Origin of the sequence: Vibrio sp. PBL-C16, from assembly GCF_034321865.1 — a bacterium.
Lineage (GTDB): Bacteria > Pseudomonadota > Gammaproteobacteria > Enterobacterales > Vibrionaceae > Vibrio > Vibrio alginolyticus.
This window is the reverse complement of the sequence record NZ_JAXLNY010000002.1, coordinates 3,035,018-3,052,589: the sequence shown is the minus strand read 5'-3', so window position 1 is coordinate 3,052,589 and position 17,572 is coordinate 3,035,018. Positions and strand designations below refer to the sequence as shown.

The window sequence follows — 17,572 nt, the reverse complement described above, 5'->3', positions numbered from 1 at the left end:
AACAGTGAGGGACGAGCGTGATTCAGAGTCTACCAACAAAAAGTGCTGTGGGAGAGGGGTTTTCTCTGGCTTCACAGCACGTTGATATTAAATTCCTGCTCTCGCCTAGGCTCGTCGGAATGACGGATTCATTTTTTAGAAAGAACCGTGATCAACCCCCAAAGTTTGTCATTCTGAACAGCGAAGGACGAGCAAGATTCAGAATCTACCAACAAAAAAGTGCTGTGGAAGAGGGGTTTTCTCTGGCTTCACAGCACTTTGCTATTAAATTCCTGCTCTCGCTTAGGCTCGCGATGTATGGACTCCCTCCCTCTGGAGGGAGCTAGAATTTATGGTGTCAAAGCCTAAATCTAAGGAGTCCATACATGAAAAAGTCTACTACTATCGCCATTGATTTAGCAAAGCACTCTTTCCAAGTTTGTAAGCTTCAAGGAAGCTCTGATGAGTTTAATAAAGTATTTACTCGCGAAAAATTAAAAGCTTGGTTAATACAACAACCTCCAACGACCGTGGTTATGGAGGCATGCTCTACAGCCCATTATTGGGGACGGTTCTGCTGCAACCATGGGCATTCGGTTTGCCTCATTGCCCCAAAATATGTCACGGCATATCGAACGGGACAAAAAACAGATAAGAATGATGCAACAGCGATTGCTGTTGCATCTCAGCAAGCTAACGCCCGTTTTGTCGCTTTAAAATCTATTGATGAACAGGCACTACAATCGATCGATAGAATAAGACAGCACTTAACCGATTCGATGACAGCGACAAGTAACATGGTTCGCTCCTTGCTTTCAGAGTTTGGCTTCAATATCCCCAAAGGACATAGCGCCTTTAAAAGGCACATTATTGAAATTCTGGAAGATGGTCAGAACTCACTTCCTGATATCTTAAGAGAGCACATAGCAAACGCATTTCATTTGCATGAGACCTTAGCAAAAAAGAGGGCAGATTTAGAAACGAGCTTAACCCAACACCTCAAGCACCATGATGCATGTAGAAAACTTGAAGCTCTAGAGGGCGTTGGTCCAGTCAATGCTTTAGGGCTTTATCTTTCGTTAGGAGCCAATGGCGGTAACTTCAAAAATGGTCGAGAGGCTTCGGCTTGTATTGGACTTACTCCAAAACAGCATAGTACTGGAGGAAGAGTTACCCTTTTGGGTATCAGCAAAAAAGTTGGACAGAAGAAGTTACGTTCAAGCTTGATACAGGGAGCGCTTGCTGTTGCGAAGGTTGTAAATAAACGAGAGCCAAGGAATGTTAAAGAGACTTGGCTCAAGTCACTGATTCAGCGTGCAGGGTTAATGAAAGCCGCGGTTGCTTTAGCAAATAAGACCACAAGAACAGCTTGGGCATTGCTTCATTATGGCAGTGAGTATCAAGTGCCTCTAACTTACGAGTAGTAAGTCAAAGACGTTATTTACATCTTGATATAGCGAAGAACAGGTAAGACCGACCTTGAAGAGCCAGATCATTCCTTTGGATTATTTCCGCGCTCGCGAAATGGCATCAAGGTGCGAATACATCTAGGGTCGAGTTAGCTACTCATTAAAACCCGAATATACGCATGCATCTAATCTATTCTCGCTAAACAAGTTGTAATAACTCGGGAGTCCATATACGGAATGACGGATTCATTCGTTTTTTAGAAAGAACAGAGGACAATCCTAAAGTTCGTCATTCTGAACAGCGAGGGACGAGCGTGATTCAGAATCTACCAACAAAAAGTGCTGTGGCAGAGGAGTTTTCTCTGGCTTCACAGCACGTTGATAGTAGATTCCTGATCTCGCCTAGGCTCGTCGGAATGACGGATTCACTTTTTAGAAAGAGCAGTGACCAATCCTAAAGCTTGCCATTCTGGACAGCGAGGGACGAGCGTGATTCAGAATCTACAAACAAAAAGTGCTGTGGTAGAGGGGGTTTCTCTGGCTTCACAGCACGTTGATAGTGGATTCCTGAGCTCGCCTAGGCTCATCGGAATGACGGATTCATTCGTTTTTAGAAATAGCGGTGGCCAATCTCAAAGCTCGTCATTCTTAATAGTGAGGGACGAGCGTGATTCAGAATCTACCAACAAAAAGTGCTGTAACAGAGGGGGATTTTCTCTTGCTTCACAGCACGTTGATAGTAGATTCCTAATCTTGCTTAGGCTCGTCGGAATGACGGACTCATTCATTTTTAAAAAGAACCGAGGCCAATCCCAACGCTCGTCATTCTGAACAGCGAGGGACGAGCGTGATTCAGAATCTACCAACAAAAAGTGCTGTGGCAGAGGAGTTTTCTCTGGCTTCACAGCACGTTGATATTAAATTCCTGATCTTGCTTGGGCTCGTCGGAACGACGAGGTCTTTCTTCTCGCCTTAAACAATAAAGCTTGCGCCTTCTTCTGCACTCGATACGTTTTGGCGGATCACGCTAAACAGACCTCGTCCCCAAGTTTGTTGGGTCGATTCGGTATCGAAATGAATCAACTCGCGACCAGTGGTGTCGCTTAAGTTGTTCAGTTCACCCGTTTGGCAATCCAGACGAATCAAATCACCGTTGCGCACCAAACCAATCGCGCCACCACGAATGGCTTCTGGAGAAACGTGAATCGCAGACGGAATTTTACCGGATGCACCAGATAAACGACCGTCCGTCACTAGCGCGACTTTAAAGCCCGCTTTTTGCACGTTCCCTAAAATTGGCATCAGCTTGTGCAGTTCAGGCATGCCGTTTGCCGCTGGGCCGTTGTGTGTGACCACAACGATGCAGTCTTTGTTCAGGTCGCCACGTTTGTACGCGGCCTCCACTTCGTGTTGGCATTGGAATACGATCGCTGGTGCCACAATCACGCGTTGCTCTTCTTTCACCGCAGACACTTTCACCACGGCTTTGCCTAAGTTGCCAGTCAATACGCGAGTGCCGCCAGTATTTTGGAATGTGGCGTCTGGTTTGGCGATCACGTCACCGTCTTGGCTGCCTTGGCACGATGTCCAGGTCAGTTGGCCATCGACAAGGCTCGGTAGCGTCATTTGGTCTTCAAATTCACCAAACACGGGTCTCACATCGCGATGCAAAAGCTCGGATTGGTTCAAGCGGTGCAATAACGCTGGCACGCCCCCCGCGTCTTGGAACGCGTTCATATCGGCTGGGCCGTTCGGGTAAACGCGAGCTAACAAAGGAACCACATCCGACAGATCGCTGATGTCTTGCCAGGTGAGCAAGATGCCAGCAGCACGCGCCACGGCGATCATATGAATGGTGTGATTGGTGCTGCCGCCAGATGCAAGTAGAGCGATGATGCCGTTGACCAAGCTCTTTTCTGTGACCACCTCGGCCAGCGGACGGAAGTGTGCAGAACCCGCCGTCATTGAGGCGATTTTCAGAGCCGAGTGATTGGTTAACGCTTTACGCAGTTGGGTATGGGGATGAATGAATGCTGAACCTGGCAGCATCAAGCCCATGGCTTCGAACACCAACTGGTTGGTATTGGCGGTGCCGTAAAATGTACACGTACCCGCAGAGTGGTAAGCGCGACACTCCATATCCAGCAGAGCGTCTTTGCCGACTTCTCCCGCTGCGTATTTTTGGCGCACGTCGACTTTCTCTTCGTTGCTGATGCCTGTTGCCATCAGACCCGCTGGCACAAACGCCGTTGGTAGGTGTGCGTAAGACAGCGCGCCCATCAGTTGCCCCGGTGCGATTTTGTCACAGATGCCAAGCAGTAATGTGGCATCAAAGACATTGTGACTCAAAGACAACGCCGTTGATTGCGCAATTAAGTCACGCGAAAACAGTGACATATCCATGCCTGCTTGACCTTGAGTCACCCCATCGCACATCGCTGGCACACAACCTGCGACTTGCGCTGTATGGCCGTAGTCCGCCAGCACTTTTTTGATTTGTGCTGGGTAGTCTTGGTACGGCTGGTGGGCGCTCAACATGTCGTTGTAGGCGCTGATCAGCGCGACATTGGCATGAGTAAAATCGAGAATATTTTTCTTTTCAGAAGAGCAAGATGCGGCGACTGCATGAGCTAAGTTACCACAAGATAAACCAACACGGCCTTTGCCAGCTTCGGCTTGCACTTCGGTGCGAGCAAGAAACGCAGCGCGCGCTTCACGGCTGCGCTCGGTCAAACGTTGTGTGACCTCAAGAACAACAGAGTGAGTCATTACGCCACCTCGATCGCTTGCATTTTGATTAGCTCAGCGGCAGAGCGTTCCACCACGTCGCTGATGTCTCCGTCGATACTGACGATCAGAGTTTGAGGCTCGTTGTCTGGGCGCTCTAGCGTCTCGAATTGGCTCTTCACCATGTTTTCTTTCATGAAGTGGCCTTTGCGCATACGCATGCGATTAAGGATCAACTCCATGTCGCCATCAAGGAACAGGAAGGTCACGTTGTCGTTGCCTTCGCGGATCTGATCGCGGTAAATCTTTTTCAGTGCTGAACAGACAATAATGCCGTGTTCGTTTTTGCTTTCTAGGCTGTACGCCGCATCACGAATGCGTTCTAGCCATGGCTTGCGATCATCATCGTTCAGAGGCTGGCCCGATGCCATTTTCTGAATGTTCGCTCGTGGATGAAGATCATCACCATCAATGAATTTACGCCCTAGCTTTTTCGCTAGATGCTCACCAATTGTGCTTTTACCACTAGCACAAACGCCCATAACGATGACACTACTACCAGCCATAACTTATCCTCATAACCAAATTTGCGCGTGATCTCAATTTTTGAATTCACTTTAAAATATGGGTTTATCTTATTCATGTTATCGGTAACATGTTACCGGTAACTGAAATAAATGTGAACCATAACACAAACAATAATTCTTAAAGGTGAACCTATGGAGCAATTAACCCAAGCCCCAGATCCTACGTTCCTACTGACGATTGCAGGCCTTGCCATTGCAGCGTTACTCGTTCTGATCATTAAACTGAAAGTCCATGCTTTTGCTTCCCTTACTATGGTGAGTTTAGGCACAGCAATCGCCACTGGCGTTCCTTCAGAGAAAGTCGTATCGACCATGATGGGCGGCTTCGGCGGCACACTGGCTTCCGTGGCATTGCTGGTTGGTCTTGGTGCGATGATCGGTAAAATTCTTGAAGTGACTGGCGGTGCGAAAGTGCTGGCAGACACTTTGATTGGTCGCTTTGGTAAAGAGCGCGCACCATTTGCTTTGGGCGTCGCTTCATTACTGTTTGGCTTCCCAATCTTCTTCGATGCTGGCCTTGTAGTGATGATGCCTATCATCCTAAGTGTGGCGGCTCGTTTTGGTGGCTCACCAATTAAATACGCGTTGCCTGCAGCTGGTGCTTTTGCGGTTATGCACGCGTTTGTTCCACCACACCCAGGTCCGGTTGCAGCGGCAGAATTCCTTGGCGCAAACATCGGTCTGCTATTGGTGGTGGGTATTTTGGTTGCTATTCCAACTTGGTACCTTGGCGCTTACCTATTTGGTTTGTACGCGGGCAAAAAATTCGATATCCCACTATCTAAAGCCTTCTTTAATGGCGAAGCGATGGTGGATGAGCGCAACGCACCAAAATTTGGCACGGTTATGACCATCCTTGTGCTGCCAGTCCTGCTAATCTGTTTGGATACGGTATTGAACACACTGGCGGTTGCGGGTGTGATTGATGGCAAAACGGCACTGGTTGAGTTCCTACGCATGCTAGGTAAAACCCCAGTTGCGTTGCTGATCACTTTGATTGTCTGTCTGGCTGTGTTTGCCAAAGACTACGGCATGGCAAAACTAGAAAAATTATGTGGTGAGTCATTGGCTCCTATCTGTGGTGTTATCCTAGTAACGGGTGCAGGTGGCATGTTTGGCGGCGTACTGCGTTCAAGTGGTATCGGTGATGCACTGGCTGACGTTCTTACAGATACAGGTATGCCTGTGATTGTGGCGGCGTTTGTTATTTCAACCTGTCTGCGTGTTGCTCAAGGCTCGGCAACGGTAGCGCTCACCACTACGGCAGCTCTTATCGCGCCAGTTGTGGCTGCATCAACAGGTTTGAGTGAACTAGACCTTTGCTTTATCGTAATCGCGATTGCGGGTGGTGCAACGGTACTGTCTCACTTCAATGACTCTGGTTTCTGGTTGGTATCTCGTTTGCTTGAGATGGATGAGAAAACCACATTAAAAACTTGGACGGTAATGGAAACGTTACTTGGCGGTATCGCGTTTATTATCGTCGCAACATTAAGCTTTATTCTTTAGAGGTTCCCCATGACAACACTTGAACAACGATTAAGAGATATCAAAATCGTCCCAGTTATCGCAATCAACGACGTAGCACACGCTCTGCCACTGGCAAAAGTGTTGGTAGAAAACGGTTTACCATGTGCGGAAGTGACATTCCGCACCGAAGCGGCGGCGGAGTCGATTCGCATCATGCGTGAAGCGTACCCAGAATTGTTGATTGGCGCGGGCACCGTTCTGACCACAGAACAAGTGGATATCGCGATCGAAGCGGGCGTGGACTTTATCGTTAGCCCAGGCTTCAACCCAACCACAGTGAAATACTGTCAGCAACGTGGTGTGACTATCGTACCGGGTGTAAACAACCCAAGCTTGGTTGAGCAAGCGATGGAAATGGGTCTGCGTACGTTGAAGTTCTTCCCTGCTGAGCCATCAGGCGGCGTAAACATGCTGAAAGCACTCACGGCGGTTTACCCAGTGGAATTCATGCCAACAGGTGGCGTAAGCCCATCCAACGTGGAAGATTACCTAGCGCTGAAATCGGTTGTGGCTTGTGGCGGTACTTGGATGGTGCCAACCGCAATGATGGACAACGGCGATTGGGAAGGCATTGCTGAATTGGTGCGCGCAGTTAAGTAAAACGCACAAACGGCTCCGAAATACCCCCGAACGTTAGAAAACGTGATACGAAAAAGGGTCATCAAGTTACTTGATGACCCTTTTGCTTTTTGGAATGAAACGGCTTTAGAAGTGATGCTTCATAAAGCGCTTAATAAAGCGAATAAAATCTGCTTCGGCTAGCTTCGCGCACTTCAATGTTTGGGCGTGAGACAATTCTACATCTCCCAAGCCTTCTGCCATGTTGGTGATCGCACACACTGCCAATACGGGTAAGCCGCAATGCGCCGCAGAAATCACTTCTGGCACGACCGACATGCCCACCACATCACCACCGATGATTTGCATCATGCGGATTTCGGCTGCGGTCTCAAAGTTGGGGCCTGTGTAAGAGACAAACACACCTTCATTGAGGTGAATGCCATTGGCTTTGCCGACTTCAAACGCTTCTGCGCGCAGGTCTTTGTCGTACGCATTGGCGAGGCTGAAGAATCTCGGGCCGTACTCTTCATCATTCGGACCGATCATTGGCGATTCAGGCATGGTGTTGATGTGGTCATGAAATACCACCAGAGAACCGACATCAATACGCTCAGGGCGAAGGGAGCCTGCCGCGTTGGTGACGAGCAGAAACTCACAGCCCAGCTTTTTAAAGGTGCGCACGGGCGTGGTCATGACCTTCATTGAGCCGTGTTCGTAGTAGTGACCGCGACCTTTCATGCACACTACGTCTACGCCGCCCATGGTACCAAGCACCAACTCACCAGAGTGGCCTTGCACGGTGCTAACCGGAAAGCCTTCGAGCTCTTCGTATGGAATGACCACTTTGTCTTGTAGCTCGTCTGCCAATACGCCTAAGCCAGAGCCTAAAATAAACGCCGCTTTAGGTTGGAAGTTTGGTTTGCGTTCGCGAATGGTTTGTAGCGCGCCGATTACTGGATCGTGATTCATGTTAGTCACCTTCTGGTTGTGTGTTGATTCCATTGTGTGACTTTCTGCGCTGGTTATCTTTGCTTTATTCGCTACTATCATCCTTAAAAAGAGGATGATGAAATTCGCTAGGACTCAATGCATGAAGTCAGAACCATTTGAGCGCGTGACGCTGAAGATGCTGCGTTACTTTTACGAGGTCGCACAAACCAAGCATTTCACTAAGGCGGCTGAGAATCTCAATATCACCAATTCGCCGTTGAGCAATCGCATCAAAGAGTTGGAAGAGGTGCTTAACGTCAAACTGTTTGAGCGTGATTCAAGAAACGTCATGCTGACGGAGGCCGGACGATTGTTGGAGTCCAAATGCCAACTGATTTTTCAGACCTTGGATGTCTCGCTCAATCAAGTTCAGCAAGTGGGGTTGAACCAGAGAAATATCTTGCGAGTTGGTGTGGTAAGTAGCGCATTTTGGGGCGGATTTGATCGTTTGTTACAGCGCTTCCATGCTGAGCATAGCACTTATCACGCCGACATTTTTGACCTTAACCCAGAGACGCAAAAGAAGCATCTGAGTGAGAAGAAAATCGATGTGGGCATTGTGCGTTTTGCTGATGCACTCAACATTTATCCGTATCAGTCGGTATCTTTGGGCAAAGATGTGTTTGTGGTGGCGGTGTCGGAGCAACATGAGTTAGCCAGCAAATCTTTGCTGCGGCTCCAAGATTTAAAGGCGTGTGAGTTTGCGTTTATGAGTTTGGCGAATTCTGCCTCGGCAAACTTCATCATCAATGCCTGTCTGCAAGAAGGCTTTTCACCCCATATTGGCAAACAAGTGGTGGAGCCAAGCACCTTGATGGCGTATGTGGCAAACAGCAATACCGTGACGTTGGTGCCGTCGACGTTTTCTCAGCATCATTGGCATGGGATTCGTTTTATCAAGCTGAAAGAGTCACTGCGTGCAGACTTGTGTCTGATTCATGACGGTAAGCAGGAGAGTGCTATCAAAGCCGAGTTTATTCGCACGTTATTGGAGAACGCGAGTTAAGCATGGGCTAACAAAAAAAGGTCACCCTAAGGTGACCTTTTCAAATGATTCGCTGAAATCAGCAATGCGATTAGCGCGTAATTAACGCATCGTTACGAACTCTTCAGAGCCCGTTGGGTGGATAGCCACAACAGAGTCGAAGTCTGCTTTGGTTGCGCCCATCTTCATTGCTACGCCGAAGCCTTGGATCATTTCATCTACCGTGAAACCGATGCCGTGTAGGCCAACAACCGTTTCTTCTTCGCCCGCACATACAAGCTTCATCTTACATGGTTGACGGTGCTTAGTAACAGCGGTGTACATCGCAGTAAAGCCAGATGTGTAGACTTTGATGTTGTCTTTGCCGTACTTCTTTTCTGCTTCTTGCGTTGTTAGACCGATAGTGCCGATTGGTGGGTGGCTAAATACCACAGTTGGTACTAAATCGTAGTCCATCTTCGCGTTTGGTTTGTTGTTGAACAAACGCTCAGAAAGTTGACGACCCGCTTTCACTGCTACTGGTGTTAGTTCGATACCGCCTTCCATGATGTCACCCACACAGTAGATGCCTTTCACGTTAGTTTCTTGGTATTCGTCTACCTTGATGTAGCCTTTTTCGTTCGTTGCCACGCCGGTTGACGCTAGGTTGATTGCGTCTGTCGCTGGGTGACGACCGATTGCCCAAATCAGTTGGTCAACGTTTTGGCTTTCACCGTTTTCTAGGTGCAGAGTTAGGCTGCCATCGGCTTCTTTTACCACTTCTTTTGGTACAGAGTGGGTGTGCAGTTTTGGACCTTCTGCGTCCATCACTTCAACCAACGTATCGATGATCATTGGATCGAAGCTACGCAGTGGTGACTCTTTACGTACGAACAGGTGCGTTTCTGTACCTAGCGCGTGCAGTACGCCAGCAATTTCAACTGCGATGTAGCCTGCGCCAACAACCGCAACGCGTTTTGGTTGCTCTGCTAGGTCGAAGAAGCCGTTTGAATCGATGCCGTATTCAGCGCCTGGAATGTTTGGAATAGTAGGACGACCACCAACCGCGATCAGGATGTGATCTGCTGTGTAGTGTTCACCGTTTACTTCGACAGTTTTTTCGTCAACAAACTTAGCAAAGCCTTTAATCACGTTTACTTTATTGTTGCCAAGAACGCGATCGTAAGATTGGTGAATACGACCAATGTACGCCTGACGGCTCTCAACCAGTTTGCTCCAGTCGAAACCTTTCACGTCGACATCAAAACCGTAATCTTCTGCGTACAGGTTCATTGCTTCTGCGATTTGCGCGCCATGCCACATCACTTTTTTCGGTACACAACCTACGTTGACACAGGTACCGCCAAGGTCTTGAGCTTCGATTAGCGCAACTTTCGCGCCGTACATCGCCGCACGGTTTGCAGATGCGATGCCGCCACTGCCGCCACCGATACAGATATAGTCAAAATGAGTCGCCATTACTTTCTCCAAGAGCTTATAAATTTTATCTGGTACATAGATAGATTGGGATGACCTTGTCCGAACTCAATGCCACCGTTATCCCACTATCATAAATCGAATTCGACTAATTCCTAAATGGGAAAAAGCGACAATACTTATGACAAATAGCGATGAGAGGCACAAAAAGAAGAATAAGCACGACTGGAGGGAGAAGGTGAGAGCATAAAAAAGCGCAACGAGAATATCGTTGCGCTTGAAGATATCGGTACTGAAGTGCTTACTCTGGCACAATCCAGTCCACTTTCCAGTGGCCAGTTGCTGGTGCGATCGCGCCTTGCAGGAATGGCAGAATCTCTTTCATCTGGCTTTCCAGTTTCCATGGCGGGTTAATCACAATCATGCCGGATGCCGTCATGCCGCGCTCGTTGGTATCTGGTGCAACACCTAACTCGATTTGCAGAATTTTACGAATGCCCAGTGTTTCCAAGCCTTCGATCATATCTTCGATGTCGTGACGGTTTACCACTGGGTACCAAATCGCGTAGATACCGGTTGCCCAACGTTTATGGCTCTGATGAATCGCTCGTACCACATCGCGGTACTCTTTCGCGAGTTCGTATGGTGGGTCAATCAGCACCAAACCACGACGTTCTTGTGGCGGTAAGCTTGCTTTGAGGCGTTGGAACCCGTCCTCTTTGAAGATGCTCACTTGGCGATCACGATGGAATTCTTGCTCTAACAATGGGTGATCGGCCGGGTGCAACTCGGTCAGCACCATGCGATCTTGTGGGCGGATTTGCGCGCGCGCTACACGTGGTGAGCCTGGGTAGTAACGCAGCTTCTCGCCGTTGTTGAGCACTTTAATGGCATCGATGTAGCTTTTGATGTCTTCAGGAATGCTTGGGTTATCCCAAATACGTGCGATGCCTTGTTTGTATTCGCCCGTTTTTTCAGACCATTCGTGAGTCAGATCGTAACGGCCCACACCCGAGTGGGTATCGTGATAAACGAATGGCTTATCTTTTTGTTTCAGCGCATCAAGAATGAGGCTTTGAACGATGTGTTTGACCACGTCGGCATGGTTGCCAGCGTGGAAGCTGTGGCGGTAACTTAACAAATTAAACTCTCGAAACACTCTTTGGCTGAGTGTGGTCTGTGATTTTCACTCTATGGCGGTATTATACTCAAGTAACTTAAAGATGTAGAACTTCCAATCAAATCTGTTCCTCTGATAAGGGGACGCTATTGAAATTTCTTTAAGTCACCCACACTTACTATTGGTAATCGAATTGAACTAGGTGAGTTTCTCGCACTCAAAAGGGTGTGAAATTTCATTTAGGTATAACAAGACTCAAGGACAGAGTAGCGCTGGTTGACTATATGATGGTCATCGCGGCATAGAGAAAGGGAACGGAGCTCCCCCAATCCATGTTGCTGGCTCGTCTGTAAATTGAGTTGGCCTATCTACACAAAATAGACAGGCAATCACAGAGTCAAAACACAAAAGGAATTATTCATGTCTAATCCTCTTCTGACGTTTACGGACCTACCTCCGTTTTCTCAAATTAAACCAGAACACATCAAGCCTGCCGTTGAGCAAGCGATTGCTGACTGCCGAGCAAAAACCGATGAAGTTCTACAAGACAACGCTCACCCAACTTGGGACAGTGTGATTGCGCCAATTGAAGAAGCGGATGATCGCTTAAGCCGCATCTGGTCGCCAGTGGGTCACATGAACTCGGTAGTGAACAGCGAAGAGCTACGTGAAGCTTACGAAAGTTGCCTACCAATTTTGTCAGAGTACGGCACTTGGGTTGGTCAGCACAAAGGGTTGTACGAAGCGTACAAAACCATCAAAGCGAGCGAAGAATTTGCAACGTTAACTCGTGCCCAGCAGAAAACCATCACTGATGCACTGCGTGATTTCGAGTTATCAGGCATTGGTTTGCCATCCGATGAGCAGCACCGTTACGGCGAGATCAGCAAACGTATGTCTGAGCTGAGCTCTAAATTCTCTAACAATGTGCTGGATGCCACCATGGGTTGGACCAAGCACATCACAGACGAGAAAGACCTAGCAGGTATGCCAGAATCGGCGCTGGCAGCAGCGAAAGCTGCCGCAGAAGCAAAAGAGTTAGATGGTTACCTAATTACGCTAGATATCCCATCTTACCTACCTGTCATGACGTACTGCGATAACCAAGAGTTGCGTAAAGAAGTGTACGAAGCGTACGTGACGCGCGCTTCTGATCGAGGTCCAAACGCAGGCAAATGGGATAACTCAGAAATCATTATTGAGCAGCTAAAACTGCGCCATGAAATTTCACGTATGCTAGGTTTCAATACTTACAGTGAAAAGTCGTTAGCAACAAAGATGGCTGAAACGCCGGATCAAGTGCTGGGCTTCCTGAATGACCTAGCGACACGAGCGAAACCGCAAGGTGAACGTGAAGTCGAAGAGTTACGTCAGTTTGCGAAAAGTGAGTTTGGTGTTGAAGAGCTGAACGTTTGGGATATCGCTTACTACAGCGAGAAACAAAAGCAGCACCTGTTCCAAATTTCGGATGAAGAACTGCGCCCATACTTCCCAGAGTCAAAAGTCGTGAGCGGTCTGTTTGAAGTGCTAAACCGCGTGTTTGGCATGACCGTTACTGAGCGCGAAGGCGTAGACACTTGGCATGAGTCCGTGCGCTTTTTCGATATCTTTGATGCTGAAGGCACACTCCGTGGCAGTTTCTACCTAGATCTCTACGCTCGTGAACACAAACGTGGCGGCGCGTGGATGGATGATTGTCGTGGCCGTCGCGTTACGCTATCTGGCGAGCTGCAAACGCCGGTTGCGTATCTAACGTGTAACTTCAACCGTCCAGTGGGCGACAAACCAGCACTGTTCACGCACGATGAAGTCGTGACGCTATTCCATGAATTTGGTCATGGAATCCACCACATGTTGACGCAAGTTGATACAGGTGCTGTTTCAGGTATTAATGGCGTGCCTTGGGATGCGGTTGAGCTACCAAGTCAGTTCCTAGAAAACTGGTGTTGGGAAGAGGATGCGTTGGCGTTCATTTCTGGTCACTATGAGACAGGTGAGCCGCTACCGAAAGCGATGCTAGACAAAATGCTCGCAGCGAAAAACTTCCAATCTGCGATGGGTATTTTGCGTCAGCTAGAATTCGGCTTGTTCGATTTCACGCTTCACACCGAATATGACCCAGAAGTGGGTGCGCGTGTACTGGAAACTCTGGCGAAAGTGAAAGAGAAAGTCGCGGTAGTTCCTGCGGTTGAGTGGGCGCGTTTTTCACACAGCTTCGGCCATATTTTTGCCGGTGGCTACAGTGCGGGTTACTACAGCTACCTATGGGCTGAAGTGCTGTCGTCAGACGCGTATTCTCGCTTTGAAGAAGAAGGCATTTTCAACAAAGAGACGGGCCTAAGCTTCCTGAACAACATCCTAGAAATGGGGGGCAGTGAAGAGCCAATGGAGCTGTTTAAGCGCTTCCGTGGCCGCGAGCCACAAATCGATGCACTGTTGCGCCATTCGGGTATTGCGGCGTAAATTGAGCAAAAAACATCAAGGCCAACCGAACGGTTGGCCTTTTTTGTACATTTTTTATAAAAAATTTTACGGATTTACGTTTCGGTTGATCGGGTTCTGCAACGATATCAATGTCTCCGTGGACTGAACCTCATCAATGGCTTGCAGCTTGTCGATCAGTACAAATTGCAGCTCTTCAATCGATTTGCACATCAATTTGACGAATATGTTATACGCGCCCGTGGTGTAGTAAGCTTCAACGACTTCGTCGAGCGCGTTGAGTTTTTCTAACGCGGAGTGGTAATCACGAGCTGCATTGAGGTTAATACCAATAAAGCAGCACACATCGTAGCCAAGCTTTTTAGTATTGATGATCACCTCCGTTCCTTCGATGATGTCCGCCGACTTCATCTTCTCGATACGCACATGGATAGTGGCAGGGCTGACATCGAACTGCTTTGCCATTTCTGCGTAGGGCGTTCTGGCGTCAGCCATCAGTGTTTTTAATATTGCGCGGTCAAGGTCGTCGAGTTTCGGCAGGCTCGCATTCATACTATGATTTCCGTTAGGGATAGAGTTTTACCTCCCTTTTATACTCATAGCGGATAGGATTCACAAGGTTTGGCAGGAGTAACTGCGGGTTAACTCCGAGCTATGGAGATAATGTGCAGCGTTTTCTGGTTATTGCCGCGCTATGTTGGAGCGCGTTTGCTACGGCCTCAGATCCGAAGGTGTTGGTCGTGCACTCCTATCATCAGGGTTTTTTCTGGACGGACTCCATACAGCGAGGCATCGAGCAACAGCTGGGCGATCGAGCGCTGGACATGCGTGTGCTCTATCTAGACTCGAAACGTAACCAGAGTGAGCAGTTTTTTGCACAACTAAAATCCTTATATCTTACGAAATTACGCAAAGAGCGATTCGATGCCATTTTAGTGAGCGATAACAATGCGCTTGAACTCATGCAGCGTTTAGCCCCAATCATCAAAGACACCCCAGTTATATTTAACGGCATTAATAACTACCATCCTTCTTTACATCGTTCTCTGAATGCAACCGGAGTCATGGAAGATGTCGATTTGGAAGCGAATCTCGCTCTTATTGAGCGCTTACATCCGAACTACACACAAGTTCTCATCGTCAGTGACCACTCGGTGACCGGTGAGGTGTTGCGTTATCAAATCGACAATTTTGTCCTCAAGTTCCCGCAATATCGAGACAAAATCGTACAACTTGTCCCAGACAGCATCATCGATCTAAAACAACAAGTCGCAAAACTGAGTTCCGATAAAGTCGTCTTGTTCTGGACCTATTACCGAGATAAACAAGGTATGGTTGGCAGCGAGCGTGACTGGGTTGGTGTCAACAAAGTCTCAAACGCGCCGCTGTTTATGGTGCATGACATTGGTTTGGGTCATGGCGCAGTTGGAGGGGTTATTCAAAGTGGTTATCGGCATGGTATTGAGAGCGCAGAGATGCTTGAGTTCGTTTTGGATAACCCTGATCAGCCTCTGCCTGCCGTGAAAAAAAGTGATTCTGAAATAAAGCTCGATTACCAAGCGGTAGCGCGTTGGGGATTGGGGGCTGAACAAGAGGTTTCTGCGGTATTTTTTAATAAGCCAATGAAGCTTTCTGAACGTTTTGCCAAGGAAATTCGCCTGTTTGGTAGTCTGTTTGTGGTGATGTCGGTGGTCATTTTGCTGATGGGTTATTATTTACAGCGGATGCGTCGCAGTGAGAGCGCTGCGCGAGAAAGCCAGGCTATTCTAGAGTCGATTTTCGATCAGAGCATGCAGTATATGGGCATTTTGGATGCCAACGGTGTGCTTAAATCGGGCAACGATCACCTTCAATCCTTACTTTATCACCAAGGACTGCGTTTAGACCGACCACTTTGGTTTCACCCCAACTGGAGTGAAAAAGCACAAGCGTTGCTTGAGGAGTATTTCCACGCGCCTCACCATCAAGTGTCGACGTTTGAAGCTGAAATTTGGAGTAAAGAACACGGCGCATTGGTGTTAGAAGTTTCGCTCAAGCCTTTTTCTCAGCAAGTAGGGAATCATAAGCAATACTTGTTTGAAGCGCGCGATATTACCAGTCGTAAATTGATGGAGGACAAGCTCTACCAACGTGAGTCAACCCTACGCAACTATTACGAGCAGCAGCCCGTGATGATGGTGACGCTTGATAGTAATAACCGAATTCAAGAAGTGAATCGATTTGCTCAACTACTTCTTGGCTACAAACCGATGGACATGCTCGGACATCGCCTGAGGGAGTTCTATTTTGATGACAAAGTGCTGTTCCCTCGCCAAGTGTTATTGCAACCCAACCAGCAAGTGCATGGTGTTTGGCGACGTGAAGTCGAGTATCGTCATGCAAATGGTCATCGTGTTTGGGTGCGCGAGAATATTCGTCCGCTGAGTGAATCTGAGCAACTGCTGATTGTGGGCGAAGATATTACCGAAACCAAACTGCTTTCCGAGAAATTGGAATACCAAGCTCGCTATGACTTACTGACGGGGACTTACAACAGAAACCACTTTGAACTAGAGCTTAAGACCGCACTGTGCGAAGTGGACAGCCATCGTCGAGTCCACGCCATGTTGTACCTCGACTTAGATCAACTAAAAGTCCTCAATGATACGGTTGGGCATGATGCAGGTGATGCGGCGATTCAATTCTGCGCAAGTATGCTGGAAGGCGTTCTGCCGTACAATTCCATCTTGGCTCGAATGGGAGGCGATGAGTTTGCGGTGTTACTCAAAGACTGTGACGAATATGGCGCCATCAATATTGCCAAACTGATCATCTCGACACTAAGCGAACACCTCTTTATTTGGGAAGACACACGCCTGTTCATCAGTTGCTCAATTGGTATCCGTATCATCGATCATACCGCTGATACGCCACAAATGGTGCACGCTCAAGCAGACTCTGCTTGTCACGCCGCTAAAGAGCAAGGCCGTAACCGCTATAATCTATTCAGCTTAGATAACGAAGAGTTGCAGCGTCGTCAGATGGAAATGCAGAGCGTCAATTTGGTGCATGAGGCATTGTCGAATCAACGTTTAGAACTGTTTGCTCAACCGATAAAAAGCTTACAAAAGCACGAGACTCAAATGTATTTTGAGATTTTGGTGCGTATTCGCAATGGGTACGGTGATTATGTTTCTCCTGCGCTGTTTATCCCTGCTTCCGAGCGCTACAACATTGCCCATTGGATTGATAAGCAGGTTATTACTCAAACGCTAGAGTGGTTTGAACAGCGTCCTGAGGTGGTTGAACAGCTTGGTCGCTGTTCGATAAACCTTTCAGGCCAATCTATGGGGAATCAAGAGTTTATTGACTTCTTATTGGACCGATTGGAAAGTTCGACTCTGCCGTGTGAAAAAATCTGCTTAGAAATCACCGAGACAGCAGCGATGAGTAATCTGGATCAAGCCATTGAGCTGTTTACCAAGCTAAAGTCTTTGGGTTGCATGATTGCATTGGATGATTTCGGATCTGGATTGTCTTCATTTGGTTACTTAAAGAAACTTCCTGTCGATATCGTGAAAATTGATGGCCTTTTCGTGCAAGATATCAACGTAAATGAAATGGACCGCGTGATGGTTCGTTCAATCAATGACTTGGCGAAGCAACTAGGCAAAGTGACGGTGGCGGAGTTTGTCGAAAATGACCAGGTCATGCAGCATTTGATAGACCTCGGTGTGGACTACGGCCAAGGCTACGGTATTGGTCATCCTAAGCCGCTTTCTGAGCTAGTGGAGCAACTGACGGTTGTATAACCTCTGCGTAGCAAGCTCAACCTAGCATTAATAGG

The 17,572-nt window shown here is 48.0% G+C and carries 12 protein-coding genes; 6 read left to right on the top strand and 6 right to left on the bottom strand.

Going from position 1 to position 17,572, the window contains the following annotated elements; translation table 11 throughout:
- The first annotated feature begins 365 nt into the window (after positions 1–365).
- The gene (locus UQW94_RS22265) at positions 366–1,403 is read left to right on the top strand and encodes an IS110 family transposase (protein ID WP_161440720.1); all 1,038 of its coding nucleotides are present in this window, start codon (positions 366–368) and stop codon (positions 1,401–1,403) included.
- Between the two features lie 957 nt (positions 1,404–2,360).
- Here the strand turns inward: UQW94_RS22265 and edd are convergent.
- Complete coding sequence (gene edd, locus UQW94_RS22260; RefSeq protein WP_213877225.1) at positions 2,361–4,157, bottom strand: phosphogluconate dehydratase; 1,797 nt, start codon at positions 4,155–4,157, stop codon at positions 2,361–2,363.
- On the bottom strand, positions 4,157–4,681 hold the full coding sequence (locus tag UQW94_RS22255; RefSeq protein ID WP_005467756.1) for a gluconokinase: 525 nt from the start codon (positions 4,679–4,681) through the stop codon (positions 4,157–4,159). Before UQW94_RS22255 ends, edd begins: the two co-directional genes overlap by 1 nt.
- A 153-nt stretch (positions 4,682–4,834) precedes the next feature.
- Between UQW94_RS22255 and UQW94_RS22250 the strand changes: the two genes are divergently transcribed.
- A complete protein-coding gene (locus tag UQW94_RS22250; RefSeq protein ID WP_012841240.1) occupies positions 4,835–6,211 on the top strand; it encodes a GntP family permease in 1,377 nt (458 codons plus the stop codon).
- A 9-nt stretch (positions 6,212–6,220) separates the two neighbouring features.
- The gene (locus UQW94_RS22245) at positions 6,221–6,832 is read left to right on the top strand and encodes a bifunctional 4-hydroxy-2-oxoglutarate aldolase/2-dehydro-3-deoxy-phosphogluconate aldolase (RefSeq protein WP_025624148.1); all 612 of its coding nucleotides are present in this window, start codon (positions 6,221–6,223) and stop codon (positions 6,830–6,832) included.
- Between the two features lie 105 nt (positions 6,833–6,937).
- On the opposite strand, the gene xapA is transcribed toward UQW94_RS22245, so the two are convergent.
- Positions 6,938–7,762 carry a xanthosine phosphorylase gene (xapA, locus tag UQW94_RS22240; RefSeq protein ID WP_005379149.1) on the bottom strand — a complete coding sequence of 275 codons (825 nt, stop codon included), beginning with the start codon at positions 7,760–7,762 and terminating at the stop codon, positions 6,938–6,940.
- A 121-nt stretch (positions 7,763–7,883) separates the two neighbouring features.
- Here xapA and UQW94_RS22235 point away from each other — a divergent pair, with 121 nt between their 5' ends.
- Positions 7,884–8,789: a LysR family transcriptional regulator gene (locus tag UQW94_RS22235; protein ID WP_025622053.1), complete on the top strand. Its 906-nt coding sequence runs from the start codon at positions 7,884–7,886 to the stop codon at positions 8,787–8,789.
- An 81-nt stretch (positions 8,790–8,870) separates the two neighbouring features.
- Here UQW94_RS22235 and gorA read toward each other — a convergent pair whose 3' ends face one another.
- Together gorA and UQW94_RS22225 are read right to left on the bottom strand one after the other, a co-directional pair.
- Positions 8,871–10,226, bottom strand: a complete 1,356-nt coding sequence (gene gorA / locus UQW94_RS22230; protein WP_269665204.1) for a glutathione-disulfide reductase — start codon at positions 10,224–10,226, stop codon at positions 8,871–8,873.
- Between the two features lie 259 nt (positions 10,227–10,485).
- On the bottom strand, positions 10,486–11,325 hold the full coding sequence (locus UQW94_RS22225; RefSeq protein ID WP_322142568.1) for a 23S rRNA (adenine(2030)-N(6))-methyltransferase RlmJ: 840 nt from the start codon (positions 11,323–11,325) through the stop codon (positions 10,486–10,488).
- Between the two features lie 399 nt (positions 11,326–11,724).
- On the opposite strand from UQW94_RS22225, the gene prlC reads away from it, so the two are divergent.
- Positions 11,725–13,767 carry an oligopeptidase A gene (gene prlC, locus UQW94_RS22220; protein ID WP_322142567.1) on the top strand — a complete coding sequence of 681 codons (2,043 nt, stop codon included), beginning with the start codon at positions 11,725–11,727 and terminating at the stop codon, positions 13,765–13,767.
- A 66-nt stretch (positions 13,768–13,833) separates the two neighbouring features.
- Here prlC and asnC read toward each other — a convergent pair whose 3' ends face one another.
- Positions 13,834–14,298, bottom strand: coding sequence for a transcriptional regulator AsnC (asnC, locus tag UQW94_RS22215; protein WP_005389595.1), 465 nt, complete (start codon positions 14,296–14,298; stop codon positions 13,834–13,836).
- Between the two features lie 113 nt (positions 14,299–14,411).
- Between asnC and UQW94_RS22210 the strand changes: the two genes are divergently transcribed.
- Positions 14,412–17,537 (top strand): EAL domain-containing protein, encoded by a 3,126-nt coding sequence (locus UQW94_RS22210; RefSeq protein WP_322142566.1) that lies wholly within the window; start codon positions 14,412–14,414, stop codon positions 17,535–17,537.
- The last annotated feature ends 35 nt before the right edge of the window (positions 17,538–17,572 follow it).

Bases quoted from the DNA above. Each gene is read 5' to 3' on its own strand.
- UQW94_RS22265 (WP_161440720.1), top strand. From the start codon at position 366: ATGAAAAAGTCTACTACTATCGCCATTGATTTAGCAAAGCACTCTTTC.
- edd (WP_213877225.1), bottom strand. From the start codon at position 4,157: ATGACTCACTCTGTTGTTCTTGAGGTCACACAACGTTTGACCGAGCGC.
- UQW94_RS22255 (WP_005467756.1), bottom strand. From the start codon at position 4,681: ATGGCTGGTAGTAGTGTCATCGTTATGGGCGTTTGTGCTAGTGGTAAA.
- UQW94_RS22250 (WP_012841240.1), top strand. From the start codon at position 4,835: ATGGAGCAATTAACCCAAGCCCCAGATCCTACGTTCCTACTGACGATT.
- UQW94_RS22245 (WP_025624148.1), top strand. From the start codon at position 6,221: ATGACAACACTTGAACAACGATTAAGAGATATCAAAATCGTCCCAGTT.
- xapA (WP_005379149.1), bottom strand. From the start codon at position 7,762: ATGAATCACGATCCAGTAATCGGCGCGCTACAAACCATTCGCGAACGC.
- UQW94_RS22235 (WP_025622053.1), top strand. From the start codon at position 7,884: ATGAAGTCAGAACCATTTGAGCGCGTGACGCTGAAGATGCTGCGTTAC.
- gorA (WP_269665204.1), bottom strand. From the start codon at position 10,226: ATGGCGACTCATTTTGACTATATCTGTATCGGTGGCGGCAGTGGCGGC.
- prlC (WP_322142567.1), top strand. From the start codon at position 11,725: ATGTCTAATCCTCTTCTGACGTTTACGGACCTACCTCCGTTTTCTCAA.
- asnC (WP_005389595.1), bottom strand. From the start codon at position 14,298: ATGAATGCGAGCCTGCCGAAACTCGACGACCTTGACCGCGCAATATTA.